Genomic DNA, 26,716 nt, shown 5'->3' with positions numbered 1-26,716 from the left:
ATATGCGCTGGGTGTGTATTGTCTTCCCGCAATTGGCGTTGGACGGGGTCTTGCGTCAGCGCCCCGAGCCCGAGCAACCCTTGGCGTTGTTGGCCGGCCCGCCACAGCGCCGGGTGCTGCAAACCGTCAATGCCGCCGCGCGTGCCTTGGGCCTGCGCCCCGGCCAATCCCTGACCGCGGCCCATGCCCTGACCAAGGCCTTTGCCTGCGTCGAATATGACCCGGTGGAGATCGACCGCTGTCAGCAACTGCTCGCGGCCTGGGCCTATGGTTTCAGCTCCCAGGTCAGCGTGTTCTATCCGCGGGCCTTGCTGTTTGAAATCGAGTCGAGCCTTGGCCTGTTCGGGCCGTGGCCGCTGCTGGAAGCACGCTTGCGCGAAGAACTGACTGACCTGGGCTTTCGCCACCGTATCGTTGCCGCCCCCAACCCGGCCGCCGCGCGCGTATTGGCCAATGCCTACGACAGCCTGGCCGTGGCCGATACCGAGGGCCTCCAGCAAGCCCTTGGGCCGATGCCCATCGATCGCGTCGGCATCGACCCGCAAGCCGCCACGGCCTTGTCGCGCATGGGCCTGCGGACCCTGGCCCAAGTGCAGGCGTTGCCCCGGCATACCTTGGCCCGGCGGTTTGACGCAGGGTTGCTCAAGCACCTGGATGCCTTGACCGGGCAACGGCCGCTGGCCCTGGATTTTTATCAGCCGCCGGATCGTTTTGACCTGCGCATCGAATTGAATTTCGATGTGCAGTCCCACCAGGCCCTGCTGTTTCCCTTACGGCGCCTGACCGGCGACCTGGCGGCGTTCCTCTGTGGCCGCGACAGTGGCGTGCAGCGTTTTGCCCTGCACCTGGAGCATGCCGAGGCGCCGGACAGCGTGATCACGGTGGGCCTGCTGAGTGCCGAGCGCGAACCTTCGATGCTGTTTGAACTGGCCCGTGGCCGCCTGGAGCAGGTGCTAGTGGCCGCGCCTGTGCATGCCCTGCGCCTGCTGGCCGAGGACCTGCCGGTGTTTGTGCCCCAGCGCCAGGACCTGTTCGACGAGCGCCCGCAGCAAACCCTGCCCTGGGCACAATTGCGCGAGCGTCTGCGGGCGCGCCTGGGGGATGAGGCGGTGCAGGGCTTGCGCTTTCATGCTGACCATCGCCCCGAGTGTGCCTGGCTAGCGGGCAGCGACAGCCGCGTCTGCCCACCCTTGAGCCCGGTGCAACGCCCTGGCTGGTTGCTCAATGAGCCGACCTTGCTGGCCGAGCAGGGTGTCCAGATCCTGCTGGGCCCGGAGCGCATCGAGTCTGGTTGGTGGGATGGCGCGGATATCCGCCGCGACTACTACCTGGTGCGTACCCGCGCCGGGCAGCAAGGCTGGGCTTATCGCACCGTGGGTGACAGCGCCGGGTTGTGGCTGCAGGGTTGGTTTGCATGATGCAGGGCTACGCCGAGCTGCATTGCCTGTCCAACTTCAGCTTCCAGCGCGGTGCGTCCAGTGCCCGCGAGTTGTTCGAGCGCGCCAAGCAGCAGGGTTATCACGCCCTGGCAATCACCGACGAATGCACCCTGGCCGGTATCGTGCGGGCCTGGCAGGCGGCCAAGGAGGTCGGGCTGGAGTTGATCGTCGGCAGTGAGGTGCGCCTGGAGAACGGCCCGAAACTGGTGTTGCTGGTGGAGAACCTACAGGGCTACCAGCACCTGTGCCGGCTGATCACCCAGGCCCGGCGCCGTGCCGAAAAAGGCCAGTACCGCCTGTTGCGCGAAGACTTCGCCGACCCGGTGCCTGGGTTGCTGGTGCTGTGGCTGGCCGAGGAGGGTGATACACCTGCCGATGGCCAGTGGTTGTGCGACACCTTCAATCAACAGCTATGGCTGGCGATAGAACTGCATTGCGCCCAGGACGATGCCCGCCGCCTGGCACAGCGTCTGCAACTGGCCGCCAGCCTGGGCCTGCCAACCGTGGCCTGTGGCGATGTGCATATGCATGTGCGTAGCCGGCGCGCCTTGCAGGACACCATGACCGCCATCCGGCACCATCTGCCGGTGGCGCAAGCCGGCGAGCGCCTGCACCCCAATGGCGAGCGGCACTTGCGCAGCCTGGAGGCGATCGGTGCGCTGTATCCGGCGTGCTTGCTCGAGGCGTCACTGCAGATCGCCCGCCGTTGCACCTTCGACCTGGGCCAGTTGCGCTATCAATACCCCAAGGAGTTGGTGCCGCAAGGGCAGAGCGCCAAGTCCTGGCTGCGCGCCTTGACCGAAGAGGGCATCAGCCAGCGCTGGCCCGAGGGGGCCTCAGCCAAGACCCTGGAGCAGATCGATAATGAACTGGAGTTGATCAGCGACCTGGGCTACGAAAGCTATTTCCTTACCGTGCACGACATCGTGCGCTTCGCCCGCAGCCGTTCGATCCTCTGCCAGGGCCGTGGCTCGGCGGCCAACTCGGCAGTGTGCTTTGCCCTGGGCATCACCGAAATCGATCCCAGCCGGATGAACATGTTGTTCGAGCGCTTCCTGTCCCGGGAACGCAACGAGCCGCCGGATATCGATGTGGACTTCGAGCACGAACGCCGCGAAGAGGTGCTGCAATACGTGTTCCAGCGCTATGGCCGGCGCCGCGCGGCCTTGACCGCAGTGGTCAGCAGCTACCACGGGGCCGGGGCGGTGCGTGATGTGGCCAAGGCCCTGGGCCTGCCACCGGATCAGGTCAATGCCCTGGCCGATTGCTGCGGGCGTTGGAGCGATGAAGCGCCGCCCCTGGAGCGCTTGCGCGAGGGTGGTTTTGACCCGGACAGCCCGGTCTTGCGACGGGTCCTGGGCTTGACCCAGCAACTGATCGGCTTCCCGCGCCACCTGTCCCAGCACCCCGGTGGCTTCGTGATTTGCGAGCAACCGCTGGACACGTTGGTGCCGGTGGAAAACGCCGCCATGGCCGAACGCACCATCATCCAATGGGACAAGGATGACCTGGACGCCGTGGGCCTGCTCAAGGTCGATATCCTTGCCCTCGGCATGCTCAGCGCGATCCGCCGCTGCTTCGACCTGCTGCGCCGCCATCGTCACCGCGACCTGACACTGGCGACGGTGCCCTCGGAAGATCCGGCAACCTACGCGATGATCAGCCGCGCCGACACCATCGGCGTATTCCAGATCGAGTCACGGGCGCAGATGTCCATGTTGCCCCGGCTCAAGCCCAAGACGTTCTATGACCTGGTGATCGAGGTGGCCATCGTGCGCCCCGGGCCGATCCAGGGCGGCATGGTGCATCCGTATCTGCGCCGACGGAACAAGGAAGAGCCCGAGACCTATCCGTCGCCCAAGCTGGAAGCGGTACTCAAGCGCACGTTGGGTATCCCGCTGTTCCAGGAGCAAGTGATGCAGATCGCCATTGTCGCGGCGGACTACACCCCCGGCGAAGCTGACCAGTTGCGCCGCTCGATGGCGGCCTGGAAGCGCCATGGCGGGTTGGAGCCCCATCGCCAGCGGCTGCGCGCCGGCATGCTCAACAACGGCTACAGCGAGGCCTTTGCCGCCCAGGTGTTCGAGCAGATCAAGGGCTTTGGCAGCTATGGGTTTCCCGAGTCCCACGCGGCCAGTTTCGCCTTGCTGACCTACGCCAGTTGCTGGCTCAAATGCCATGAGCCGGCGGCGTTCGCTTGCGCCCTGATCAACAGTTGGCCCATGGGGTTCTACAGCCCGGACCAGATCCTGCAGGATGCGCGCCGCCATCACCTGCAGATTCGCCCGGTGGACGTGACCGCCAGTGACTGGGATTGCAGCCTGGAACCCATCGACGGCCAGCAACCGGCGATTCGCATGGGCTTGCGCATGATCAGCGGCTTTCGCGAAGACGAGGGCCGGCGTATCGAAAAAGCCCGTCAGGGCGCAGGGTTTCGCGATATCGCCGACCTGGGCGAGCGCGCCCGACTGGACAGCCGGGCCCAGGAACTGCTGGCGGATGCCGGGGCCTTGCGTCAGTTGACCGGGCACCGGCATCAAGCGCGCTGGGACGTGGCCGGGGTGGAGAAGCAACTGGGATTATTTGCCGGGGCATCGAGCCCGCAGGAAGAGGCGGTGCAACTGCCGGCACCCAGTGTCGGCGAAGACCTGTACGCCGACTATGCCAGCGTGGGCACCACTCTGGGGCCCCATCCCTTGGCGCTGTTGCGTGATCAATTGCACGCGCGGCGCTGCCGCAGTTCACAGGAACTGCAGGCGGTGGAGCATGGGCGCAATGTCAGCGTTGCCGGCCTGGTCACCGGGCGCCAGCGCCCGGGCACTGCCAGCGGCGTGACCTTCGTGACCCTGGAAGACGAGTTTGGCAACACCAACGTGGTGGTCTGGCGCGACCTGGCCGAGCGTCAGCGCCAGGTGCTGGTGAACTCACGGCTGCTCAAGGTGGATGGTCGCTGGGAAGCGGTGGGCGAAGTCCGCCATTTGATCGCTGGCCGCTTGAGCGACCTGACGCCACTGTTGGCGGGGATCAGCGTGCGTAGCCGGGATTTCCGCTGAGGGGTACAACGCTCTTCTTTCACAAAACAACCCCTGGCCACAGGGAACTTGCAGCACCCTGGAACCTACTATGTACCACTGGCATTATGTGGCGAGCGGGCTGTATGTGGCGAGCGGGCTTGCCCCGCGCTGGGTGGCAAAGCCACCCCAACCGCCTCACCATGCTCCACCAGACACCCCGAGGTGGCAGGATTTGGGGCTGCTGCGCAACCCAGCGGGGGACGAGCCCCCTCGCCACAAGAAACTTGCCGCACCCTCGAACTGACTGTGGACCACCGTCTTTATGTGGCGAGCGGGCTTGCCCCGCGCTGGGTGGCAAAGCCACCCCAACCGCCTCACCATGCTCCACCAGACACCCCAAGGTGGCAGGTTCTGGGGCTTGCTGCGCAACCCAGCGGGGGACGAGCCCCCTAGCCACAAGAAACTTGCCGCACCCAGGAACCTACTGTGGACCACCGTCTTTATGTGGCGAGCGGGCTTGCCCCGCGCTGGGTGGCAAAGCCACCCCAACCGCCTCACCATGCTCCACCAGACACCCCGAGGTGGCAGGATTTGGGGCTGCTGCGCAGCCCAGCGGGGGACGAGCCCCCTAGCCACAAGAAACTTGCCGCACCCTCGAACTTACTGTGGACCACCGTCTTTATGTGGCGAGCGGGCTTGCCCCGCGCTGGGTGGCGAAGCCACCCCAACCGCCTCACCATGCTCCACCAGACACCCCAAGGTGGCAGGTTCTGGGGCTGCTGCGCAACCCAGCGGGGGACGAGCCCCTTAGCCACAAGAAACTAGCCGCACCCAGGAACCTACTGCGGACCACCGTCTTTATGTGGCGAGCGGGCTTGCCCCGCGCTGGGTGGCAAAGCCACCCCAACCGCCTCACCATGCTCCACCAGACACCCCAAGGTGGCAGGTTCTGGAGCTTGCTGCGCAACCCCGCGAGGGGCAGCCCCCTAGCCACATTGATACAGAGTGAAACCATCCAGCACCGCTATGCTCCAACCTTGGCGAACGTCTTCTCTTTGTATGAGCAGGGTCCATGCAATTTTTATCCAATACCCATGGTTGTGACGGCTGGGGCGGTGAAATGGCCCAAAGGATTCGTGCCTTTGACTGGTCGAACACGGACCTGGGCTCGATTGACAGTTGGTCCACCAGCCTGACCTGTGCCGTGCAGATGCTCCTGGCCTCGCCGGTGCCGATGGTGATGCTCTGGGGGCGCGCCGGGTACATGATCTACAACGACAGTTACTCGGTGTTTGCCGGCGGCCGGCATCCGTCCCTGTTGGGCATGCCGGTGGAGCAGGGTTGGCCGGAAGTGGCCGACTTCAACCGGCATGTCATGAGTACCTGCCTGGCCGGCGGCACCTTGTCCTATCGCAACAAGGCCTTGACGCTGCTGCGCAATGGTCAACCCGAAGACTTGTGGCTGGACCTCTATTACAGCCCGGTAGCCGGTGACGACCAGCAGCCGGCCGGGGTGCTGGCGATTGTCGTGGAGACCACCGCGCACGTGCTGTCCGAGCGTTTGCGCCAGGAAGCCGAGGGTGCCTACCGTGTGGCGGACGAGCGTTTGCAACTGGCGCTCAATGCCGGGGCGTTGCTGGGCTCATTTGTCTGGGATGTGTTGCCGGATCGCCTGTCGGGAGACGAGCGTTTCGCTCGCACCCTGGGCCTGTCCATGGACGATGTGGAGCAGGGCCTGCCCATCGCCACCGCCACCGAGATCATCCATCCCGATGACCTGGCGCGGGTCAGCCGCCTGATCGCCCGCACCCTGGAAGCCGGCGGGTCATATAGCGTCGAATTTCGCGTGCGGCGCCCTGACGCCAGCTATCTGTGGGTACTGGCCAGCGGGCGTTGCGAACTGGATGCGCAGGGGCAGCCGCTGCGCTTTCCCGGGGTGATCATTGATATCCATGTGCGCAAGATCGCGGAAGAGTCCCTGCTCAAGCTCACCCACAATCTGGAGCAGCGCGTCGCCGCCGAAGTCCAGGCGCGCTCGGCCGCCGAGGACCAGTTGCGCCAGTCGCAGAAGCTCGAGGCCATTGGCGGGCTGACGGGGGGCGTGGCCCATGACTTCAATAATCTGCTGCAGGTGATTGCCGGCAACCTGCACTTGCTGGCTCGCCATGAACGGGATAACCCCCAGGTACAACGGCGCGTCGGGGCTGCCCTGGCTGCCGTCGAACGCGGCGCCAAGCTGTCTTCGCAACTGCTGGCGTTTGCCCGGCGCCAGCCCCTGTCACCGGCGGTGTTCAACCCCCGGCGCATTTATGAAGGCCTGGGTGAGTTACTGCAGCGGGCACTGGGGGAAACCATCCAGATCGATGTGCAATTGCCGCAAGACCCGTGGTGCATCCATGTCGATCGCAATCAGCTGGAAAATGCCGTGCTCAACCTGGCGATCAATGCCCGGGATGCCATGAAAGGCGAGGGGGTGATCCGCATCACCGGTGAAAACATCACCTTGTCGCCCGAGGAGGGCAGCCGCAACGGGATTGCCCCCGGTGAATATGTGCGCCTGTCCGTCAGCGACACCGGGGCCGGTATGTCGCCGGCGGTGCTGCGGCGGGTCTTCGAGCCGTTCTTTACCACCAAGCCAGACGGTCACGGCACCGGCCTGGGCTTGAGCATGGTGTTTGGTTTCGTCAAGCAAAGTGGCGGGCATGTGCAGGTCAGCAGCGAGCCGGGCCAGGGCACCGTAGTGCAGATGTACTTCCCCCACAGCCTTGAGCCGGAAAGCGAGGAAGCGCCTGCCCAGGTGATGTTGCAGGAAGGCGGCCGCGAAACCATCCTGGTCGTGGAGGACAACCAAGGTGTACGTGCCGCGGCGGTGGAGTTGCTGCAACAGGCCGGCTACACGGTGCTCACTGCCGAGGACGGCGATGACGCGATGTTGATGCTGCGCACCGGTTTGCGGCCGGACCTGATCTTTACCGACGTAGTCATGCCGGGGCGGTTCAAAAGCACGGACCTGGCCGAGTGGGCCAAGGTACAACAGCCGCCCGTTGCTGTGTTGTTTACCTCCGGGCATACCCGCGACGTGCTTTCCAGCAATCACCAGTTGGGAGCCGATATTCACCTGCTGGGTAAACCCTATAGCCCTGATGCCCTCGCGCAGCGGGTACGCTCAGTACTCAATGCACGTAATTGAACGTTTGCCCCGGTTCCTGGCTCCACCGCAGGACCTGCCACCCTCAACAAGGTTGACCATGACTTCAGCGCGCCACTTGCCGCCAGGCACCAATCTTCTTGCCGCGCGCCCCGGTTTTGTCCGGGTGCGGGGCGCCCGTGAACATAACCTGCGCAATGTCGATGTGGACATCCCACGGGATGCCCTGGTGGTGTTCACCGGGGTGTCGGGGTCGGGCAAGTCGTCCCTGGCGTTTTCCACCCTGTATGCCGAGGCGCAGCGGCGCTATTTCGAGTCGGTGGCGCCCTATGCCAGGCGCCTGATCGACCAGGTGGGCGTACCGGATGTGGACTCCATCGAAGGCTTGCCGCCCGCCGTGGCGTTGCAACAGCAGCGGGGTACGCCGAGCACACGCTCGTCGGTGGGCAGCGTGACCACCTTGTCCAGCTTGATCCGCATGCTCTATTCCCGTGCCGGCAGCTATCCGCCGGGGCAGCCGATGCTGTACGCCGAGGATTTCTCGCCCAACCTGCCCCAGGGCGCCTGCCCGCAGTGCCACGGCCTGGGCCGCGTGTATGAAGTGACCGAGGCGCTGATGGTGCCCGATCCCTCCTTGACCATTCGCCAGCGTGCCGTGGCTTCCTGGCCACTGGCCTGGCAGGGGCAAAACCTGCGGGATATTCTCGTGACGCTGGGTTACGACGTCGATATTCCTTGGCGCGAGCTGCCGAAAAAACAGCGCGACTGGATCCTCTTCACCGAGGAAACACCCACGGTGCCGGTGTACGCCGGCTTGACCCCGGCGCAAACCCGCGACGCCCTCAAGCGCAAGCTCGAACCCAGTTACCAGGGCACCTTCAGCGGCGCCCGGCGCTACATCCTGCATACCTTCACCCACACCCAGAGCGCGCTGATGAAAAAGCGTGTCGCGCAATTTATGCAGGGCAGCCCGTGCCCCCTGTGCGAGGGCAAGCGCCTGAACAAGGCGGCGCTGTCGGTGAAGTTTGCTGGGGTGGATATTGGCGAGTTGTCGCAGCTATCGCTGTTGCAACTGGCGCAACTCCTGCGTCCGGTGGCCGAGGGCAAAGGGCGGGTAAAACTTTCGCTGGAAAAACGCCTGGCCGCCCAACGTATCGCCCAGGATTTACTGGAGCGGGTCAGCACCCTGACCGACCTGGGCCTGGGCTATCTGTCTCTGGAGCGCAGTACGCCGACCCTGTCCTCTGGGGAGTTGCAGCGCCTGCGCCTGGCGACGCAATTGGGCTCGCAGTTGTTCGGGGTGATCTACGTGCTGGATGAACCGTCGGCCGGTTTGCATCCGGCGGATGGCGAGGCCTTGTTCACCGCCCTTGAGCGCCTGAAAGCCGCCGGCAACTCGCTGTTTGTGGTGGAGCACGACCTGGAAACCATGCGCCGCGCCGACTGGCTGATCGACGTCGGCCCGGCAGCCGGCGAGCAGGGCGGCCAAGTGTTGTACAGCGGCCCACCGGCAGGCCTGGCACAGGTCCAAGCCTCACAGACCCGCGAATACCTGTTTGCCGAGCCGCAACCGCTGAACCCTTCGCGTCGTGCGCCGAGTGGCTGGCTCAGCCTGGAAGGGGTCAGTCGCAATAACCTCGACGAGGTGAGCGTGGACTTCCCCCTGGGTTGTTTTACGGCGGTGACGGGGATTTCGGGGTCGGGTAAATCCAGCCTGGTCAGCCAGGCGCTGTTGGACCTGGTGGGTGAGGGGCTGGGGCGGGCGGTGGTCAGCGAGGATGAGCCCGACCTGCAAGACCCGGCACCGCAAACCAGCGGCGGGCGCATCCGCGCGGGCCTGGAACAGATCCGCCGCCTGGTACAGGTGGACCAGAAGCCCATCGGCCGCACCCCGCGCTCCAACCTCGCGACCTATACCGGCTTGTTCGATAACGTGCGCAAACTGTTCGCCGCCACCCCAGCCGCGAAAAAACACCACTACGATGCCGGGCAGTTCTCCTTCAACGTGGCCAAGGGTCGTTGCCCGAACTGCGAGGGCGAGGGTTTTGTCAGCGTCGAATTGCTGTTTATGCCCAGCGTCTATGCACCTTGCCCCACCTGCCACGGGGCGCGCTACAACCCCCAGACCCTGGCGATTACCTGGCAGGGCCTGAACATTGCCCAGGTACTGGGCCTGACCGTCGAACAGGCGGTGGACGTGTTCGCCGAACAGCCGGGCATACTGCGTGCGTTGCAGGTCCTGCGCGACATCGGCCTGGGCTACCTGCGCCTGGGCCAGCCGGCCACCGAACTGTCCGGCGGCGAGGCCCAGCGGATCAAACTGGCCACCGAACTGCAACGCACCGCGCGGGGCGCAACCCTGTACGTCCTCGACGAGCCTACCACCGGCCTGCACCCCCGTGACGTTGACCGCCTGCTACTGCAACTCAACCATCTGGTGGACGCCGGTCACACAGTGATTGTGGTCGAACACGAAATGCGCGTGGTGGCCCAGAGCGACTGGGTCATCGACATCGGCCCAGGCGCCGGCGACCAGGGCGGCCAAGTCGTCGCCAGCGGCACGCCCCAACACGTCGCCCAAAGCAAAACCAGCCGCACCGCACCGTTCCTCGCACGCGAGCTGGGCCCGGGGAATTGACCTTGGGCATGACAAGAGGCCCATGGATGGGCTAGCTTCAAGGTGTACCAGTCATTGATTAACTTGCGGAGGTACTTCATGCCAGTGAAACATGATCTTTATCAGGATTTGGGGTTGAGCAAGGAAGACGTTCAGCAGCGTCGGGCAAGCCACCATCGGTTGGATGTATTGCTCACTCAGTATGACGTCGCCGACAAGGAGGTACTGGAAGCTGAATCCGCAAGTGCCAATGACGATGATGTGGAGAACCTGAAGAAGAAACGCCTGTTGATCAAAGATAAAATCGTCGAACAACTGGAGCAGACCAAAGGGCATTAGCCAACGCCTGGGGAGGCGCCATATTTGTTCAGAATTGCCACAAGGACAGCCACCCCTGCACTGCCTATTATCCCAACCGTTCGCCCGACCCTGGGGCACGTTGACTGCGCATGGATTGCGTTGTGGTGTCGGGCGAACTCTATTTTCTAGGTGCGCAGCGCCTGCAGGCAGGCGTCTATCGAGCGCTGCTGGGTGTCGGCGTACAGCTGCAACTCATCAATGGTCTGGCGGCCCAAGGCCTGTTCGAATTCGGCCTGGTTGGCGTTGGCCGCGTAGTGACTCTGCGCCGCATCGCCCAGGTTCGACTGGAAAATCCCCGCCGCGCTGACCGGCAGAAAATCCTCATACACCAACGGTTCGATTGCCACGTAACCGGCCTCAAGCAGTGCGTCCAGATTGGGGAGCGGGCTCTTATCGGCTGCGCGGCCCTTGTCGGTCAGGAAGTAACGAAAGAACGCCAACCCCTGCTCGCGCATGGCCCGGTGGTTATCCGGGAAGGCCTGGAAGTGCTGCTCCATCAGTTCGGTGTAGCGCTGGGCGTTGGCCTCATTGGGGAAGGCGCCCAGTTCATCCCGGGCGGCGTTGAGCAACTGGTCGTAGAGTGCCCGGCCTTTGGGCGTCAGGGCCACGCCACGTTGTTCGATTTCGCCAAAGCGTGCGCTGTGGCTGCCCGTGGCATCGGTAAAGGCGATGGCTTCGTCGAGGGCCTTGAAGCTGGTCTGGCGCAGCAGGATCGGGCATTGGCGGCGGGGTGGGCCTTCGATCACGGCCTTGGGGGTGATGCCTTTGCCGGGCATGTCGGCTTGTACGCGGTCGATGTCCAGGGTGCGTGGGGTCAGGTGATTGATGTGCGGGCCCTTGAAGGCCACCACATCGGCAATCAGCCGGTGCTGGGCGCTGAGTTGTTGGTATTGGGCGGCGCTGACGGTGGCTGTGTGGTGCCAGCGAAAGGTTTCCAGGGCTTGCCGGATAAAGGCCTGGGCATCGTTGGCATTCAGGCCGCCGTCGGCTTCGGCCTGTTCTATCAGGGCCAGCGCCCGTGGGGTGAAGATCGAGCGCTTGCCCAGGGCGGCTTCGGCAAAGGCCCGCAGTTCAAGGTTTTCGATCAGTTCCAGGCGCAGCAGCGAGGTGAAGACCCGGAACGGGCTGGTCTGCAAGGCGCTTTCATGCACTGCGCGAAAGGCCGTGGAATGCACTGGCACGCCGGCCGGGGTGAGGTCGTAGTAGCCCACCGGGTGCATGCCCATCACCGCAAACAGGCGACTAATGGTTGCCAGTTCAAGGGCAGTGCCCAGGCGGATGGCGCCGTGGCGCTCCATGTCCAGGCGCTGGATTTCACCGGTGCGCTGCAGTTGCCGCGCCAGGTCGGGATTGCTCGCCAGCGCCCGGGCATTGGTGTCGGCCACCAACTCCAGCAGCGCGCCATACAGCGGCACTTCCTCGCGGTACATGTCGGACATGGCCTTGGAGAAGTCTTTGCGGATGTCGTCGGGGCTGATATGGCGCGGGGTAGGCATAGAAAAAATCCTGGCTGCGATAACGGTGGTATGGGCCGTGAGCCAGATTTTGTTGGGCGTTGCCCGTGGGTGCAAATGAAGATTCCTCTGGACTTCATTCTGCAAATGAATGAGTTCCACTGCGGGAACCGGCACAAACAAAAATCCCGCCTGGGCAGGCGGGATTGGTCAACCCAGGTTGCCCTGGATCAGGCCGGGAACAGTTCGCTCAGCTTCATCGCCAGCATCATGTCGCCTTCGGTGCGCAGTTTGCCGCCCATGAAGGCCTGCATACCGTCGGTGGAACCGTCGACGATGCCTTTCATGGTGTCGCCGTCCATGACCAGGGTCACTTGGGCGTCAGGGTTTTCGCCTTCCAGCAGTTCGCAGGTGTTGTTTTTAACCACCAGCGAGAAGTTCTGGGTGTCGTCGATACGGAAACCGAACACCAGGTCCAGGCCGTCGGCGGCGCCTGGGTTGAATTTGGCTTTCATTGCTTCTACGGCTTTAGCTACGTCAGTCATGGTTCGATCCTTTTATGGGTGGTGCCAGTGACCTTGGGGTCACGGTTGGCCGCAATTCATCGGAAAGTGATGAGCTGCGGCGCCTTCAACAGTTGCAAGTGGGTATGGCTGTTGAAGGAAGCCAGTGCCACCTCGCGTCCACGGAACTTCAAGTGGTTGAGCGAGGTGTTGACAATCTGCCAGTTCAGCTCGAAAGCCTGGGCGGCAGGTATGCGGGTAATCAGGTGGAGCAGGGCGGTGATGGTGCCGCCAGAGGTAAATACCGCGATCTTGTGGGAGTTGTCCGCCGCCTCTAGCAGACGCTGCAAGCCACCCCGGACCCGTTCGACAAACCCCAACCAGCTTTCCAGGCCGGGCGTGTCGTAGGTCCCGCTCAGCCAGCGCTCGATGATCAGGGCGAAGATCCGCTGGAACTCGCTACGGTTGTGTGGCGCGTTGCGCAGGATCTCCAGGGCTTCGGGCTCGCTGTCGAGCAAATCCGGGAGCAGGGCGCGGATGATCGCGTCGGCATCGAATTCGTTGAAGGCGCTGTCGATTTCCAGGGGCGGCACCGGCAAGCCTTGGGCGCCGATGGACTCGAACGCGGCGTTGGCGGTGTGCTGCTGGCGGCGCAGGTCGCCCGACACGCAGCGGTCGAACATCAGGCCCAGATCCGCCAGGTGGCTGCCCAGTACCTGTGCCTGCTGCACACCGACGGGCGACAGGACGTCATAGTCGTCTGCACCGAAGGAGGCCTGGCCATGTCGAATCAAATAGATGCTGCCCACGTCCGTTCACCCGGTACGTTGAAAGTCTGGCGAGGTTATGAGGATGCCGGGAAGCTGTCAATGAAAAAACATACGCTTGTTTTAAAAGCTCGTTAGAGGCCCGTTTCAAGGGGTTTCAGCTCTGGCTCACCGGCAGTCCCATCGGTATGCTGGGGCAATCCGCGCCTGGCGCACCGTATCTGTAAGGAGTCCCATGGAGTTTTTGGCTGAGTATGCAAGTTTTCTGGCTAAAACCGTCACGTTGGTCGTCGCCATCCTGGTGGTGCTGATCAGTTTCGCGGCGTTGCGCAGCAAGGGCCGGCGCAAGAATGCAGGGCAGTTGCAGGTCAGCAAGCTCAACGATTTCTACAAAGGCCTGCGCGAGCGCCTGGAGCAGACCCTGCTCGACAAGGATCAGCTCAAGGCCCTGCGCAAGTCCCAGGGCAAGGCCGAGAAAAAACACAAGAAAACCCCTGAGTCCAAGCCACGGGTGTTTGTCCTGGATTTTGACGGCGACATCAAGGCCTCGGCCACCGAGAGCCTGCGTCATGAAATCACCGCACTGCTGAGCCTGGCGACGCCCAAGGACGAGGTGGTGCTGCGCCTGGAAAGCGGCGGTGGCATGGTCCACAGCTATGGCCTGGCCTCGTCGCAATTGGCACGCATCCGCGAGGCGGGCGTGCCGTTGACGGTGTGCATCGACAAGGTTGCGGCCAGCGGCGGCTACATGATGGCGTGCATCGGCGAGAAGATCATCAGTGCACCGTTTGCGATCCTCGGTTCGATTGGCGTGGTAGCCCAGTTGCCCAACGTCAACCGCCTGCTGAAAAAGCACGATATCGACTTCGAAGTGCTGACCGCTGGCGAGTACAAGCGCACCCTGACGGTGTTTGGCGAAAACACCGAGAAAGGCCGGGAGAAGTTCCAGGAAGACCTGGATATCACCCACCAACTGTTCAAGAACTTCGTCTCGCGCTATCGCCCGCAACTGGCGATTGATGATGTGGCCACCGGCGAAGTCTGGCTGGGCGTCGCAGCGCTGGACAAGCAATTGGTGGACGCCCTGCAGACCAGCGACGAATACCTGGCGACCAAGGCCAAGACCGCCGAACTGTTCCACCTGCACTATGCCGAGCGCAAAAGCCTGCAGGAGCGGGTGGGCCTGGCGGCCAGCGGCTCGGTGGACCGGGTACTGCTGACCTGGTGGAGCCGCCTGACCCAGCAGCGCTTCTGGTAACACGGCCCGCCTGGAGCCGGGCCCGCCTCTGTAGGAGCGAGCTTGCTCGCGAAGAACTCAAGACCAACGCGGTCATCCAACAAACCCGCGTTACCGTTGACGACCTTCGCGAGCAAGCTCGCTCCTACAAGGTGTGGGAATCGGATGCCTCATCAGCAGGCCCACCACCAGCGCCCCCAGCAGGCTCAACACTCCCGCCACCCACAATACCCGGCCAAACCCACCGACAAACGCCTGCCAGGCCAAAGGTTGCACCTGCCCTTGCACCGATTCCGGCAGCAGCGCCATGGCCGCAGGCATGTCCCCGGCCACTACCCGCGAGGCAATCCCCGGTACCTGAGCCTGCCATTGCGCGCCAAGGCTGGCTTGCAGCAGATGCTCGCTATGGCTGGCCAGCAGCGCCCCGTATACCCCGATCGCCAACATGATCGCGCTGAAACGCATGGTGGTACTCATGCCCGAGGCCATCCCCGCCCGGTCCCTCGGCACGCAGGCCATGATGTTTTTCTGGGTATCGCCATTAAGCAGCCCGGCACCGGCGCCGGTCACTGCAATTGCCAGGGCGAACGGTAGATAACCGCCGACACTCACGGCCCAGGCACTGAGCAGGTTGCCGCTGCCCACCAGGGCCAGCCCGGCCGCCATCAGGGTGGCCGGGGCAAAGCGGCTGGCCAGGCGTGCGCCGATACGCGGGCAGATCAGCATGGTCAGGGCAAACGGCAGCATCCCCAAGCCCGAGGCAATCGCCGAAAACCCCAGGCCGTTCTGCAGGTAAAACGGCAGCAGCGTCATCATCACCTGGGCACAGCCGGCATAGGCAAACATCCCCAGCAACGCGCCGACAAACCGTGGCGACTGGAACAGTTGCAGGTCCACCATCGGTCGGTGTTGCAAGCGCTCCACCCACACAAACAGGCCCAGCAGGAACGCGCCGCCAAGCAGTCGCGCAGAGGTCAACGGGTTGTCCCAGCCGATCCGGTTGGCTTCGATCAGGCCCCAGATCAGGCATAGCAGGCTGGCGCTGAAGGTCAGGCTGCCCCAAGGGTCGAGGCGCGCCGATTGGCTGTCGCGCGATTCCGGTATGGCATGCAGGACCAGCGCCAGTAACGCCAGGCCCACCGGCAGGTTGAGGTAGAAAATCCAGCGCCAGCCCAGGTAGTGGGTAATCAGGCCGCCGAGGGTCGGCGCGGCGGTCATCGCCACGCCCATGCAGGCGCCCCAGAAGGCCCAGGCCTTGGCCCGTTCCAGTTCATCGTGAAAGGCGTGGCCGATGGACGCCAGGGCTGATGTCAGCAGTAACGCCGCACCGACACCTTTGACGGCGCGGGCGATATCCAGCAGCAGCACGTTGGGGGCGGCGCCACAGCCCAGGGAGGCGAGGATAAAAATAACCAGGCCACAGAGCAGGGTTTTCTTGCGACCCAAGCGGTCGGCAATGCTCCCGGCCGGCAACAGCAGGGCGGCGAACGCCAGCATATACGCGCTGACCACCCATTCGATATCGGCAAAATTGGCCCCCAGGTCGCGGGCGATAGTCGGCAGGGTCACGGCGACGATATTGGTATCGAGGACAATCAGCGAGCAGACCCCCGAGGCGGTCAACAAGGTAAGGCGTGGGCTGACCTGGCTCATGGCATGATTACCTGGCAGGCAACAGGCAAGCTGGATTTGACGGGCATCGTAGCGACTCTCTACTGTGGGCGTCCTGTCAGCTTAACGTCGGCGCCCAGTGGTTCTGTTAGCCGAGGCGAAGCACATCATTACCTTTGAGCTAATCCTGCAATGGAAATACGTCATTTCCGCTACTTCCTGGCCGTTGCCCGGCACCGCAACTTCACGCGTGCCGCTGAACAACTGGACATTGCCCCACCCACCTTGAGCCGGCAGATCCAGGATATGGAGCGCACCCTGGGCACCCGTCTGTTTATCCGGCGTCAGCGTGACGTCAGCCTGACCGAGGCGGGTACCGCGCTGCTGGCCGAAGCCGAGGCCACCGTGCGCCAGTTCGAGTTTGCCCAGCGCAATGCCCAGCGCGCCGGGCGTGGCGAAATCGGCCATATCGAATTGGGTTATGTCGCGTCGGCGGTGTATTCGGGGGTGCTGCAACGCCAGGTGCAGGCGTTTTGCGCAGAGTTTGCCGATGTGAGCCTCAGCGTGCGGGAAAGCCCCATGGCCCTGTTGCCGGGGCTGGTGGCCGAAGGGCGCTACGACATTGGCTACATTCGCTCACCGATGACCTTGCCCGACGGTGTGGAGGCGCTACGCCTGGGCAGCGAAGGTTTTGTCCTGGCGCTGCCCCAGGGCTCGTGGCTGCTGGGCTTGAAGGCGATCACCTGCGAGCATTTGCAGAACGAGACCTTCATCCTGCCCGAACAGATCAGCGGCACCTTGCAGGTGGCCGCGCAAGGCGGGTATGCCCCGCGCCTGGGGCCGCAGCCGGGAGGCCTGGTGGCGGTGATTGCCCTGGTGTCGCTGGGGCAGGGTGTGGCGGTAGTGCCGGAGTCGGTGGTGGGGCATGTCAGCCTGCCGGGCGTGCAATACCGCCACATCCAGGGCAGCGATGCGTCGTCGTGGCTGTCGCTGATTTACCGGCGCTTTGAAAAAGCCCCGGCCGTGGCGCGGTATATCCAGCACATCAAACACAACCCCACCCTGTAGGAGCCGGCAAGCTGGCCCCTACAGGGCCAGGCGGGGTTGGATCGAGTCTGCCAGTTGCGTGAGGATCAGGCAGCAGGACACCGCCCCGGCGTCCAGCACCCCCAGCGACCGTTCGCCCAGGCGGCTGGCCCGGCCGATCTTGGCCACCAGGTCCTTGGTCGAGTCGCGGCCCTGGGAGGCTGCACTTTTCATCGCGTCCAGGGCATCACCGAAGGAGGCGCCCCCCGCCTGCGCCCGTTCAAACGCCTCCACTGCGGGAATCAAGGTGTCCATCAAACACTTGTCGCCCACGCCGGCTTCGGTGATGTCCTGCAACGAGGTCAGGCCGCCGCGCAGCAAATGGGCGAAGGTCGCGCCATCGATGTCTTCGCAGCCGCGCACTTCGTCGGCCATGCCGATAAACAGGCTGCCATACAGCGGGCCCATGGAGCCGCCGATGCCCTCCATCAGGCTCAGGGTCAGTTCATCCAGGGCCTCGGCCAGGGTCAACTGCCGGCCCTCAATGGTGCGGCCACAATGGGCGAAGCCCTTGGCCATATTGATGCCGTGGTCACCATCGCCAATCGCGCCGTCGACCGCGCTGAGGTATTCACGGTTGGCGACGATCACGCTCACCAGGTCAGCGACAATCGCGCTGCCGTCGTGGGTAGAGAAATGCTGGCTCATGGTTTACTCCGCCTGGGTCATGCCGATGGAGCGGCAAGGTTGGTCGATCAGGGTTTTCAGTTCGGCATCCAGGCCCAGCAGGGTCAGGGTCACGCCCATCATTTCCAGGGAGGTGAAGTAGTTGCCGACGTAGCAGCGATGGATCTTCAGGCCCTTGGCCTTGAGCTGGCTTTCGACTTCGGCGTAGAAAATGTACAGCTCCATCACCGGCGTCGCGCCCAGGCCCGAGACCAGCACCACCACGCTGTCATCCTGGCTGAAATCCCGATCCGCGAGGATCGGTGCCAGCATGCGCGTGGCCATGGCAGCGGCGGACTCGATCGGAATCACTTCGATGCCGGGTTCGCCGTGGTGGCCGATACCCAATTCCATCTGGCCATCCGGGATCTGGAAGTTCGGCTTGCCCACGGCCGCAATGGTGCAGGGTGTCAGGCCGATACCGATCGAGCGGCAGTGATCGACGGCCTTCTGCGCGACGCGGATCACCCCATCCAGGTCATAGTGTTGGGCGGCGGCGGCACCGCCGATTTTCCACATGAAGATTTCCCCGGCCACCCCGCGCCGCTTGGCGATATCGGCCTTGGGCGCCGACGCCACGTCATCGTTGGCGACTACGGTGCGGATCTGCATATCTTTGCTGGCGGCCATTTTCATCGCCAGCTTCACGTTCATATTGTCGCCGGCATAGTTGCCGTACAGGCAGGCCACGCCCGCGCCGTGATCGGCGGCGCGGAAGGCATCGAAGAAGCTTTTGGCGGTGGGCGAAGAGAAAATTTCGCCGACGGCCACGGCGTCCACCAGGCCGGGCCCCACGTAGCCGAGAAACGCCGGCTCATGGCCGGAGCCACCGCCGGTGACGATGCCCACGCAGCCTTGTCTGGACGGCTTGGCCTTGCTGATGACGCGGGGGTTGGTTTCGCTTTGGCGCAGCTCGGGATGGGCGACCAGAATGCCGCGCAGCATGTCCTCGACCACTTGGTCCGGATCGTTGATGACTCGATTCATAACGCGGGTTCCTGTTCTTGTTGTGGGCAACTAACTGTAGGAGCGAGCTTGCTCGCGAAAAACGTTAACGCTAACGCGGGCTACCTGGATGAGTGCGTCGCCCTCAGGTTTTTCGCGAGCAAGCTCGCTCCTACAGTAAAAAGCGGTTGGGGTGTTTTAGGGTTCGAGCACAACCTTCAAGGACTTGTCCCCGCGCTCCATCACCGCAAACGCTTCCTTGAAATCCGCCAACGCAAACTTGTGGGTCACTACGTCGCGCATGTCGATCTTGCGCTTGCCGATAAAGTCGATGGCCCGTGGGTACATGTAGGGCCCCAGGTGCGAACCCAGCACGTCCAGTTCCTTGCGGTCGCCAATGATCGACCAATCTACCGTGGCCTCGTCGTTGAATACGCTGAATTCGACAAAGCGCCCCAGCTTGCGCAGCATCGCCAGGCCCTGGTTCACCGCCTTGTGGTGCCCGGTGGCTTCGATGTAAATGTCGCAGCCATAACCGTCGGTGATTTCGCGGATTTTCGCCAGTACATCGACCTCGGCCGGGTTCCACACCTCATCGGCACCCATGCGCAGGGCCAGTTCGGCGCGTTCGGGTTTCATGTCGAGCACGATCAGGCGTTTGGGGTTGCGCATGCGCACCGCGCCGATGATCCCCAGGCCCAGGGTGCCGGCGCCGGCCACCACCACCACATCGTCGAAATCCACATTGGCCCGTTCCGCCGCGTGCAGCGAGCAGGCCAGGGGTTCGATCAGGATCGCCTCGTCCGGCGCGATGGAGTCCGGCACTTGGTGGATGATGCCTTCCTTGGTGAAAATCATGTATTGGGCCATGGCGCCCTGGACGTTGTTCTGGAAGCCGTAGAGGTCGTGTTTCTGGCACATCCAGTACTGGCCGTGGTTGCAGAAGCGGCAGCCCCAGCAGGGCACGATCTGCTCGGAAATCACCCGGTCGCCAACCTTCACCCCACGCTTCTCGGCACCCGGGCCCAGGGCGACCACGCGGCACACAAACTCATGCCCGGGAATCATCGGCGGCTTGACGTAGCGTGGCTGCTCGGCGTCGCCCCAGAACGATGGCGCGCCGCGATAGGTCTTGATATCGCCCATGCAGATGCCGCACAGCTCGACCTTGGTCAGAATCTCGTCGGGGCCGGGGGTGGGCACGTCGACGGTTTCCAGGCGATAGTCTTCCGGACCATGGCAGACCACGGCCTGCATGGTCTTGGGGATCACCGGGTGGAGTTGTTCGGCGGTACGTTCGGTAGCGGTGGACATGACAAACCTCACGACGAATAGATGGGTTACTGAATGCTGTAGCCGCCGTCGATCACCATATTGGCGCCGGTGATCATCTGGGCTGCATCGCTGAGCAGGTACAACGCCAGCCCGGCGATTTCATCGGGCTGGGCAAAACGGCCCGCCGGGATCTGCAATTTGGCCCGTTCGCCCACTTCGCCTGCCCAGGCTTTCTTGCCCAGGGCGGTCTCGACAATGGTGGGGGAGATGGCATTTACATTGATGTGCGGTGCCCATTCCATGGCCAGGACCTTGGTCATGCCGACAATCGCAGCCTTGCTCGCGCAATACGCCACATGTCGATCCAGGCCGATCACCGCTGCCTGGGACGCCAGGTTGACGATGCGCCCGCTGCCCTGGGCCAGCATGTATTTGGCACAGGCCTGGGCCACGAAGAAGCTGGCCTTGAGGTTGATATCCAGGGTGATGTCCCAGGCGTTTTCGCTGACGTCGATGGCCTTGTCCAGCATCACCACGCCGGCGCTGTTGACCAGGTAGTCCAGGCGCTTGAAGTGCGCGAACACGTAGTCGATGCTGCTCTGCACCTGGTCGAGTTGGCGCAGGTCGACGGCAAGGCCGATATGCCCGGCGCCGAGGCTGGCGGCCACTTCAACCACGGCCGGATCGCGGTCGAGCAAGGCCACGCGGGCACCACGCTCCACCAGCAGGCTGGCGCACGCCAGACCAATCCCCGCGGCCCCGCCGGTGATCACGGCGCAACGGCCGCTGAGGTCGAAGGCTTGGTTCCAGAATCCAGACATTGGTTTAACTCCATTCTCAAAAACAGTGCCGATCAAATGTGGGAGCTGGCTTGCCTGCGATAGCAGCGACTGGGTAACCCTGATACACCGAGGTGCTCGCATCGCAGGCAAGCCAGCTCCCACACTGGGCTGTATTGCACATCAATATTTACTTGCTGCCACTGACCTGCTGGTACAGCGCATCCGCATTTGCATTGGTCACCGGCACCCACGGCAGGATGTAGTTCTTGGCGGTGCCGTCGCCCCAGGTCACGTCCTTGGCATAGCGCTCCCAGATCACCGACTTGGGCGTGTAGTCCTTGCCGGCCAATTGGCGCAGGGCCACATCGAGTGCGCCCTGGGACTGGGCCTGGGCGTCTTGCAGGAAGGTGGTGACTTCATCTCTTTTTGCCGCCTGGATCGCATCGGGCATGCCGTCGATGGAGGTGACGGGCACGTCCTTGGACGTCAGTCCGTGGGACTTGAGGGCCTGCACGGCGCCGAGGGCCATGTCGTCGTTTTGCGCGATCACCCCGTTGATGCCTTTGGGGTGGGCGTTCAGCCAATCTTCAGTCAGGGTCAGGGCCTGGGCGCGGTCCCAGTTGGCGGTCTTTTTCTCGATGATCTTGATCCCGGGGTGCTTGCCCAGTACCTCCAGCTCGCCCTTTTCCCGATCGATCTGCGCCGACTGGCCAATCGGCCCCTGGATGATCACCACATTGCCCTTGCCCTGGAGTTTGTCGACCATGGCCTGGGCCTGCAGGCGCCCGCCCTCGACATCATCGTTGCCCACGTACGGCACGCTGGCATCGGCGACTTTGGTGTTGGAGGCAATCACCACCACATCGTTGGACATCGCCTGCTTCACGGTGCCAACGCCGGCCTTGGTGTCGATGGGCACGAAGAGGATCGCGTCGTAGCGCTGGGTCACCATGTTTTCGATCTGGTTGTTCTGGGTCAGGGCGTCATAGTTGCCGTCGAAGACGGTCAATTGCACGGTGCCGTCCTTGACCGCCGGGTGTTCTTTCAGCTCGCGTACCCAGTTCTGCATGAACTGGCCCTTGAGGCCGTACACGGCAGCGCCGACTTTGTAGGTCTTGCCATCGGCGGCCAGGGTGATGCTGCTGGCGAGCAGGGTGAGGGCCGCAACGGCGGCAAATGATGTAGCGACTTTCATGATGAGAACTCCGTTTATTGTTGTGGTCGTTCAGTTCGTTCAGAGGAAAAGCGACTAGCGTTTTTTCTTGCGCCACACGTCAATCAACACCGCGAGCACGATGATCAGGCCCTTGGCGACCTGCTGGTAATAGGAGGACACGCCGAGCAGGTTCAGGCCGTTGTTGATCACCCCGATCAGCAGGGCGCCGAACAGCGTGCCGACGATGGTGCCGACGCCGCCCGACAGGCTGGTGCCGCCGATCACCACCGCGGCAATCGCATCCAGCTCATAAGACATGCCGGCCTGGGGCAGGGCCGAGGTGGTACGCGCAGACAGCACCACGCCTGCCAGGCCGGCGAGCAAGCCCGAGACCACGTACACCGAGAACGTCACCTTGCGCACGCCGATTCCCGAGGTGCGCGCGCTTTTTTCATTGCCGCCCACCGCGTACACATAGCGCCCGTAAGTGGTGTAGCGCAGCACCATCCAGAAAATCAGCGCAACCACGGCAAAGATGATGATCGGCACGCCAATCGGCCCCAGCTTACCGATGCCCAGGGCCAGGTAGGCGTCCGGCAGGTCGGTGACCGGGCTGCCGTCGTTGAGGATGAAGGTCATGCCTCGGGCAATGCTGAGCATGCCCAGGGTGGCGACAAAGGGCGGGATCGACAGGTTGGCCACCATAAAGCCGTTGACCACCCCCAGCATCGCCCCGGCAAACATCCCGGCGCTGACGGCGGCGAGCAGGCCGTAGCCCTGGGTCGCGACCAGCGCGCTGCACAGGCCGGCGAAGGCGAGGATCGAGCCCACCGAGAGGTCGATGCCCTTGGTCAGGATCACATAGGTCATGCCCACCGCAAGGATGCCGTTGATCGAGGTCTGGCGCAGGATGTCCATCCAGTTGCGCCAGGTCATGAAGTATTCGCTGGAGAACGCCATGACCACGCACAGCAGGATAAACACCAGCGGCAGGCCAAAGCGGTCGAGGGAAAGCCGCAGGCGGCTGCGCGCGGGGGTGGTCAGCGGGGCGGTAATGGTTTTGGCATTCATGAGGCAAGACTCAACAAGGCTTCCTGGGAAAGGGCGGTGTCGCTGCTGATAGTCACCAGCCGGCCACCCTTGAAGACGGCGATACGGTCGCTCAGGTGCAGCAGCTCCGGGGCTTCCGACGACACCACGATGGCCGCACCACCGGCGCGCACGAACTGGTCCAGCAAGTGATAGATCTCCTGCTTGGCGCCTTCATCGATGCCCCGGGTCGGCTCATCGCACAGCAGGCACACCGGTTGGGTCGACAGGCATTTGGCAAGCACCACCTTCTGCTGATTGCCGCCGCTCATGGACGCCACTGGCAGGTCCAGGGAAGTGGTCTTGATCTGCAGGCGCTTGACCATGTCTTCGGCCAGTTGGTTTTCCTTGCGCGCATTGATCAGCGACCAGCTCGACAGCTGCTTGTACGCCGATAACGCGATGTTCGAGAGGATGCTGGAGCTGAGCACCAGGCCGCTTTCCTTGCGGTCTTCGGTGACCAGCGACATGCCGGCGCGGATGGTCGCCTTGGGCAGGCCGATGGGCATCGGTTTGCCTTGCAGGGTGACGCTGCCGGCATCCGGGGTGGTCAGGCCGTAAATGCAATTGAGGAACTCGCTGCGCCCCGAGCCCATCAGCCCATAGATGCCGAGGATTTCGCCCTGGCGCAATTGCAGGCTGATGTCCTGGAACTCGCCGCTGCGGCTCAGGCCCTGCACGTCCAGGCAGCACTCGGCGGCGCTTTCGCGGCCGACCTTGTGGTCGATGCGCGTCAATTCCTGGCCGACGATGCCGCGCACCAGGTGGGCGCGGTCGATATCGGCCATGCGCCCGCTTTCGACGAAGGCGCCATCGCGGAAGATGCTGTAGTCGTCGGCAATCTGCGCCAGTTCGCTGAGGCGATGGGACACATACACGATCCCGGCGCCCCGCGCGGTGAGGCGGCGGATGGCCTTGAACAGGGTTTCGGCTTCGCGCTCGCCAATGGCGGAGGTGGGCTCGTCCATGATCATCACCTGGCAGTCATGGCTGAACGCCTTGGCGATTTCTACCAACTGGATCTGCGCCACGCTCAAGCGATGCATGGGCGCGGTAGCCTCGACGTCGAACTCCAGGCTTTCCAGCAGTTCGCGGGTGCGTCGGTTCAGCGCCTTGCTGTCGACAATGCAGCCGGCGCGCCGTGGTTCGCGGCCCAGCCAGATGTTTTCGGCGACGGTCATGTAGGGGATCGGTTCCAGCTCCTGGGTGATCATCGCGACACCCGCCGCCAGCGCTTCACTGGGGCGATGGAAATGCACAGGGGCGCCATTGAGCAGGATGCTGCCGGCGTCACGCTGGGTGATGCCCATCAAAATACTGAGGAACGTGGATTTGCCGGCGCCGTTGCCGCCGCACAGGGCATGCACACTGCCGGCCCGCAGCGAGAGGCGGCCGTCACGCAGGGCAGGGATGCCGGCGTAGGCCTTGGCGACGTGTTCAGCCTGGAGCAGTAATGGCGTAGCCATCGGCGTGTCCTCGTGCTGTGAATTCTTATTAGGTACACAGTCGTGTTGCTGCGTGAGCATATGTGTATCAAATGAAATTCTGATCAGTCAATCTCTTTCATTGAAAACTTGTAATTGCCTGCTCTTTCTTAATTCGTGGCGTTTTAGAGGGGTTTGACTGGCAGGTCAGTTAAATCGTGCTTGACAGTTGTCGGGGAATATCCGAGAAATGGCCGATCGAAATTTCACTGAGTGATCATATGATCAGTCTTAAATTTCACCACGGCAGCGGAGCCTAATGCCATGAACACACCTTTCCCGGTGGCTATCGGATGTGATGAAGCAGGTTTTGAGCTCAAGGAGCTGTTGAAGCGCCATATCGAGGCGCTGGGGTATCCGGTGACCGACTTTGGCACCCATTCCACAGCCCCGGTGCTCTACCCGGATATTGCGCTGGCGGTGGCCACGGCCATCAACGCCGGGCAGCAGCGCCTGGGCGTGCTGGTGTGTGGCACGGGCATCGGCATGGCCATCTCGGCCAATAAAGTGCTGGGGATTCGCGCGGCCCAGGCCCACGACACCTATTCGGCAGAACGGGCGCGCAAGAGCAACGATGCGCAGATCCTGTCCATCGGTGCGCGGGTGGTGGGTGCGGAGTTGGCCAAGAGCATCGTCACCGCGTTTCTGGCCTCGGAGTTCGAGGCGGCGCGGTCCGGGGCCAAGGTCGAGCGCATCAATGCCATTGAGCGTGATGGGCATCAGTAGTGGACGTAGCGGGGCAAGAGTCGGGAGAATGCGCCTTTGACGCCGAAACGGAAGCCCGTCCCCATGAGTGACAGCACCCTGCGCACCGCCAGCGATATCGATCTGATGACCGAAGTGGCGATGCTCTATTACCTTGAGAACGTCACTCAGGAAGCCATCGCCAAGCGGTTCGACCTGTCCCGGGCCAAAGTCAGCCGGCTGCTCAAGCGTGCGCGCGATGAAGGGATTGTCGAAGTGCGGGTGTTGCAGCATCCGGCAATGAACAATGAACTGGAGCAGGCGCTGGTGGAGCGCTTCCAGTTGGACCGTGCGTTGATCGCGGTCGATCACAGCGACGCCGACACCCAGCGCTCCGCCGTGGCCAGCCTGGTGGCCAACTACCTGAACAAGACCCTGGGCGACGGGATGATCGTCGCCGTGGGCATGGGCCGCAATGTGGGAGCGGTGGCCGATAATGTGTTTTTGCCGGTGACGCGCAACTGCACGTTTGTCTGCGCCATTGGCGGTTCGCTCAAGGCTGGCGAATACATGAACCCCGACCACATCTGCCGACGCCTGGCCCTGCGCTTTGGCGGTGAAAGCGAAAGCCTGTACGCCCCGGCACTGGTGGCCAACCCGGAACTGCGCAGCGTACTGATCAGCAACGACACCGTACGCTCCACCCTCGACCGTGCACGGCGGGCCGACATGGCGCTGATTGGCATCGGTGACATGAGCGAAAACAGCAATATGGTGCGCATGGGCTGGTTCTCACCCCAGGAAATCGCCCAGGCGCGTTTGTCCGGCACCGTGGGCGACATGATGGGCTACGACTTTATCGACATCCATGGCCAGCCGGCGGTCAACGCCATTCAAGGGCGGGTGATCGGCTTGACGGTACAGGAGCTGTTCCGTATCCCAGATGTAGTGGCAATCGCCAGTGAAAACACCAAGGCGGCGGCGACGCTGGGGGCGCTGCGCTCGGGGGTGATCAATACCCTGGCAACCACGGTAACGAATGCCCACACCATCCTGGCGCTGGACGATGCAACCCGCAAAACCTGACACACCAAGGGTCAAAATGGGGGGGGGGGGGGCGGGCTTGCTCGCGAAAGCGGTGTATCAGTCAATCTCTCTTGTGACTGATACACCGCTTTCGCGAGCAAGCCCGCTCCCACATGGGAATGTGCGTCGCTGGGTTACAGATCTTGTAATAGTTTTAAATTGTAGGAAATTTGTATTTCGGCTGTAGGATTAAGGTCCTTTTCTCACTGCAGGACTTGCATGAACACCCTCTCGGAGCCTCCCAGTCGTCTTTCCCCAAGACCTCTATTGCCGCCGTTCCCGCTGAAGCATCCCCTATTCAGACTGCTAACCT

Annotated in this window: 20 protein-coding genes; 9 read left to right on the top strand and 11 right to left on the bottom strand. The window is 63.2% G+C overall.

The features are described from left to right. The first annotated feature begins 2 nt into the window (after positions 1 to 2). From C5F71_RS00425 to C5F71_RS00405, 5 genes are all read left to right on the top strand, one after another. Positions 3 to 1,418, top strand: coding sequence for a DNA polymerase Y family protein (locus C5F71_RS00425; RefSeq protein WP_104910359.1), 1,416 nt, complete (start codon positions 3 to 5; stop codon positions 1,416 to 1,418). Continuing rightward, positions 1,394 to 4,492: an error-prone DNA polymerase gene (locus C5F71_RS00420; protein WP_218274771.1), complete on the top strand. Its 3,099-nt coding sequence runs from the start codon at positions 1,394 to 1,396 to the stop codon at positions 4,490 to 4,492. The genes C5F71_RS00425 and C5F71_RS00420 overlap by 25 nt, the downstream gene beginning before the upstream one ends. A 1,033-nt stretch (positions 4,493 to 5,525) precedes the next feature. After that, the gene (locus C5F71_RS00415) at positions 5,526 to 7,643 is read left to right on the top strand and encodes a PAS domain-containing hybrid sensor histidine kinase/response regulator (protein ID WP_104910357.1); all 2,118 of its coding nucleotides are present in this window, start codon (positions 5,526 to 5,528) and stop codon (positions 7,641 to 7,643) included. 58 nt (positions 7,644 to 7,701) lie between these two features. Continuing rightward, on the top strand, positions 7,702 to 10,239 hold the full coding sequence (locus tag C5F71_RS00410) for an excinuclease ABC subunit UvrA (protein WP_070996099.1): 2,538 nt from the start codon (positions 7,702 to 7,704) through the stop codon (positions 10,237 to 10,239). Between the two features lie 78 nt (positions 10,240 to 10,317). Then, complete coding sequence (locus C5F71_RS00405) at positions 10,318 to 10,557, top strand: DUF465 domain-containing protein (RefSeq protein ID WP_032857259.1); 240 nt, start codon at positions 10,318 to 10,320, stop codon at positions 10,555 to 10,557. 146 nt (positions 10,558 to 10,703) lie between these two features. Here the strand turns inward: C5F71_RS00405 and C5F71_RS00400 are convergent, their stop codons facing one another. The 3 genes from C5F71_RS00400 to C5F71_RS00390 form a co-directional block, all read right to left on the bottom strand. Further along, positions 10,704 to 12,074, bottom strand: coding sequence for a VOC family protein (locus C5F71_RS00400; RefSeq protein WP_104910356.1), 1,371 nt, complete (start codon positions 12,072 to 12,074; stop codon positions 10,704 to 10,706). 188 nt (positions 12,075 to 12,262) lie between these two features. Next, complete coding sequence (locus C5F71_RS00395) at positions 12,263 to 12,577, bottom strand: SCP2 sterol-binding domain-containing protein (protein ID WP_029293699.1); 315 nt, start codon at positions 12,575 to 12,577, stop codon at positions 12,263 to 12,265. A 56-nt stretch (positions 12,578 to 12,633) separates the two neighbouring features. Continuing rightward, complete coding sequence (locus C5F71_RS00390; RefSeq protein WP_029293701.1) at positions 12,634 to 13,344, bottom strand: histidine phosphatase family protein; 711 nt, start codon at positions 13,342 to 13,344, stop codon at positions 12,634 to 12,636. 193 nt (positions 13,345 to 13,537) lie between these two features. On the opposite strand from C5F71_RS00390, the gene sohB reads away from it, so the two are divergent. Then, positions 13,538 to 14,560 (top strand): protease SohB, encoded by a 1,023-nt coding sequence (gene sohB, locus C5F71_RS00385; RefSeq protein ID WP_029293703.1) that lies wholly within the window; start codon positions 13,538 to 13,540, stop codon positions 14,558 to 14,560. A 90-nt stretch (positions 14,561 to 14,650) separates the two neighbouring features. Here the strand turns inward: sohB and C5F71_RS00375 are convergent, their stop codons facing one another. Beyond that, positions 14,651 to 16,192: an MFS transporter gene (locus C5F71_RS00375; protein WP_104910354.1), complete on the bottom strand. Its 1,542-nt coding sequence runs from the start codon at positions 16,190 to 16,192 to the stop codon at positions 14,651 to 14,653. A gap of 150 nt (positions 16,193 to 16,342) precedes the next feature. Between C5F71_RS00375 and C5F71_RS00370 the strand changes: the two genes are divergently transcribed. After that, positions 16,343 to 17,218: a LysR family transcriptional regulator gene (locus C5F71_RS00370; RefSeq protein ID WP_070996104.1), complete on the top strand. Its 876-nt coding sequence runs from the start codon at positions 16,343 to 16,345 to the stop codon at positions 17,216 to 17,218. A gap of 18 nt (positions 17,219 to 17,236) precedes the next feature. Here the strand turns inward: C5F71_RS00370 and dhaL are convergent, their stop codons facing one another. From dhaL to C5F71_RS00335, 7 genes are all read right to left on the bottom strand, one after another. Continuing rightward, positions 17,237 to 17,884, bottom strand: coding sequence for a dihydroxyacetone kinase subunit DhaL (gene dhaL, locus C5F71_RS00365; protein WP_104910353.1), 648 nt, complete (start codon positions 17,882 to 17,884; stop codon positions 17,237 to 17,239). A 3-nt stretch (positions 17,885 to 17,887) separates the two neighbouring features. Continuing rightward, on the bottom strand, positions 17,888 to 18,889 hold the full coding sequence (locus C5F71_RS00360) for a dihydroxyacetone kinase subunit DhaK (protein ID WP_070996106.1): 1,002 nt from the start codon (positions 18,887 to 18,889) through the stop codon (positions 17,888 to 17,890). A 156-nt stretch (positions 18,890 to 19,045) separates the two neighbouring features. Further along, positions 19,046 to 20,161, bottom strand: coding sequence for a zinc-binding dehydrogenase (locus C5F71_RS00355; RefSeq protein WP_029293713.1), 1,116 nt, complete (start codon positions 20,159 to 20,161; stop codon positions 19,046 to 19,048). A gap of 26 nt (positions 20,162 to 20,187) precedes the next feature. After that, positions 20,188 to 20,943, bottom strand: coding sequence for an SDR family oxidoreductase (locus C5F71_RS00350; RefSeq protein ID WP_029293715.1), 756 nt, complete (start codon positions 20,941 to 20,943; stop codon positions 20,188 to 20,190). Between the two features lie 148 nt (positions 20,944 to 21,091). Next, positions 21,092 to 22,099 (bottom strand): substrate-binding domain-containing protein, encoded by a 1,008-nt coding sequence (locus C5F71_RS00345; RefSeq protein WP_029293717.1) that lies wholly within the window; start codon positions 22,097 to 22,099, stop codon positions 21,092 to 21,094. Positions 22,100 to 22,153: 54 nt separating this feature from the next. Then, positions 22,154 to 23,131, bottom strand: coding sequence for an ABC transporter permease (locus tag C5F71_RS00340; protein WP_029293719.1), 978 nt, complete (start codon positions 23,129 to 23,131; stop codon positions 22,154 to 22,156). Then, the gene (locus C5F71_RS00335) at positions 23,128 to 24,615 is read right to left on the bottom strand and encodes a sugar ABC transporter ATP-binding protein (protein ID WP_029293721.1); all 1,488 of its coding nucleotides are present in this window, start codon (positions 24,613 to 24,615) and stop codon (positions 23,128 to 23,130) included. Before C5F71_RS00335 ends, C5F71_RS00340 begins: the two co-directional genes overlap by 4 nt. 282 nt (positions 24,616 to 24,897) lie before the next feature. On the opposite strand from C5F71_RS00335, the gene rpiB reads away from it, so the two are divergent. Together rpiB and C5F71_RS00325 are read left to right on the top strand one after the other, a co-directional pair. Next, positions 24,898 to 25,359 carry a ribose 5-phosphate isomerase B gene (rpiB, locus tag C5F71_RS00330; RefSeq protein WP_029293723.1) on the top strand — a complete coding sequence of 154 codons (462 nt, stop codon included), beginning with the start codon at positions 24,898 to 24,900 and terminating at the stop codon, positions 25,357 to 25,359. Between the two features lie 63 nt (positions 25,360 to 25,422). Next, positions 25,423 to 26,403 carry a sugar-binding transcriptional regulator gene (locus tag C5F71_RS00325; protein ID WP_029293725.1) on the top strand — a complete coding sequence of 327 codons (981 nt, stop codon included), beginning with the start codon at positions 25,423 to 25,425 and terminating at the stop codon, positions 26,401 to 26,403. Positions 26,404 to 26,716 lie beyond the last annotated feature (313 nt).

It is taken from the genome of Pseudomonas sp. LG1D9 (assembly GCF_002949995.1).
GTDB lineage: Bacteria > Pseudomonadota > Gammaproteobacteria > Pseudomonadales > Pseudomonadaceae > Aquipseudomonas > Aquipseudomonas proteolytica.
Note: the sequence above shows the minus strand (reverse complement) of the source record. Positions and strands in the feature narration are given on the sequence as shown.

Bases quoted from the DNA above. Each gene is read 5' to 3' on its own strand.
- C5F71_RS00395 (WP_029293699.1), bottom strand. From the start codon at position 12,577: ATGACTGACGTAGCTAAAGCCGTAGAAGCAATGAAAGCCAAATTCAAC.
- C5F71_RS00360 (WP_070996106.1), bottom strand. From the start codon at position 18,889: ATGAATCGAGTCATCAACGATCCGGACCAAGTGGTCGAGGACATGCTG.
- sohB (WP_029293703.1), top strand. From the start codon at position 13,538: ATGGAGTTTTTGGCTGAGTATGCAAGTTTTCTGGCTAAAACCGTCACG.
- rpiB (WP_029293723.1), top strand. From the start codon at position 24,898: ATGAACACACCTTTCCCGGTGGCTATCGGATGTGATGAAGCAGGTTTT.
- C5F71_RS00340 (WP_029293719.1), bottom strand. From the start codon at position 23,131: ATGAATGCCAAAACCATTACCGCCCCGCTGACCACCCCCGCGCGCAGC.
- C5F71_RS00335 (WP_029293721.1), bottom strand. From the start codon at position 24,615: ATGGCTACGCCATTACTGCTCCAGGCTGAACACGTCGCCAAGGCCTAC.
- C5F71_RS00425 (WP_104910359.1), top strand. From the start codon at position 3: ATGCGCTGGGTGTGTATTGTCTTCCCGCAATTGGCGTTGGACGGGGTC.
- C5F71_RS00405 (WP_032857259.1), top strand. From the start codon at position 10,318: ATGCCAGTGAAACATGATCTTTATCAGGATTTGGGGTTGAGCAAGGAA.
- C5F71_RS00410 (WP_070996099.1), top strand. From the start codon at position 7,702: ATGACTTCAGCGCGCCACTTGCCGCCAGGCACCAATCTTCTTGCCGCG.
- C5F71_RS00325 (WP_029293725.1), top strand. From the start codon at position 25,423: ATGAGTGACAGCACCCTGCGCACCGCCAGCGATATCGATCTGATGACC.
- C5F71_RS00375 (WP_104910354.1), bottom strand. From the start codon at position 16,192: ATGAGCCAGGTCAGCCCACGCCTTACCTTGTTGACCGCCTCGGGGGTC.
- C5F71_RS00350 (WP_029293715.1), bottom strand. From the start codon at position 20,943: ATGTCTGGATTCTGGAACCAAGCCTTCGACCTCAGCGGCCGTTGCGCC.
- C5F71_RS00415 (WP_104910357.1), top strand. From the start codon at position 5,526: ATGCAATTTTTATCCAATACCCATGGTTGTGACGGCTGGGGCGGTGAA.
- C5F71_RS00370 (WP_070996104.1), top strand. From the start codon at position 16,343: ATGGAAATACGTCATTTCCGCTACTTCCTGGCCGTTGCCCGGCACCGC.
- C5F71_RS00345 (WP_029293717.1), bottom strand. From the start codon at position 22,099: ATGAAAGTCGCTACATCATTTGCCGCCGTTGCGGCCCTCACCCTGCTC.
- dhaL (WP_104910353.1), bottom strand. From the start codon at position 17,884: ATGAGCCAGCATTTCTCTACCCACGACGGCAGCGCGATTGTCGCTGAC.
- C5F71_RS00355 (WP_029293713.1), bottom strand. From the start codon at position 20,161: ATGTCCACCGCTACCGAACGTACCGCCGAACAACTCCACCCGGTGATC.
- C5F71_RS00400 (WP_104910356.1), bottom strand. From the start codon at position 12,074: ATGCCTACCCCGCGCCATATCAGCCCCGACGACATCCGCAAAGACTTC.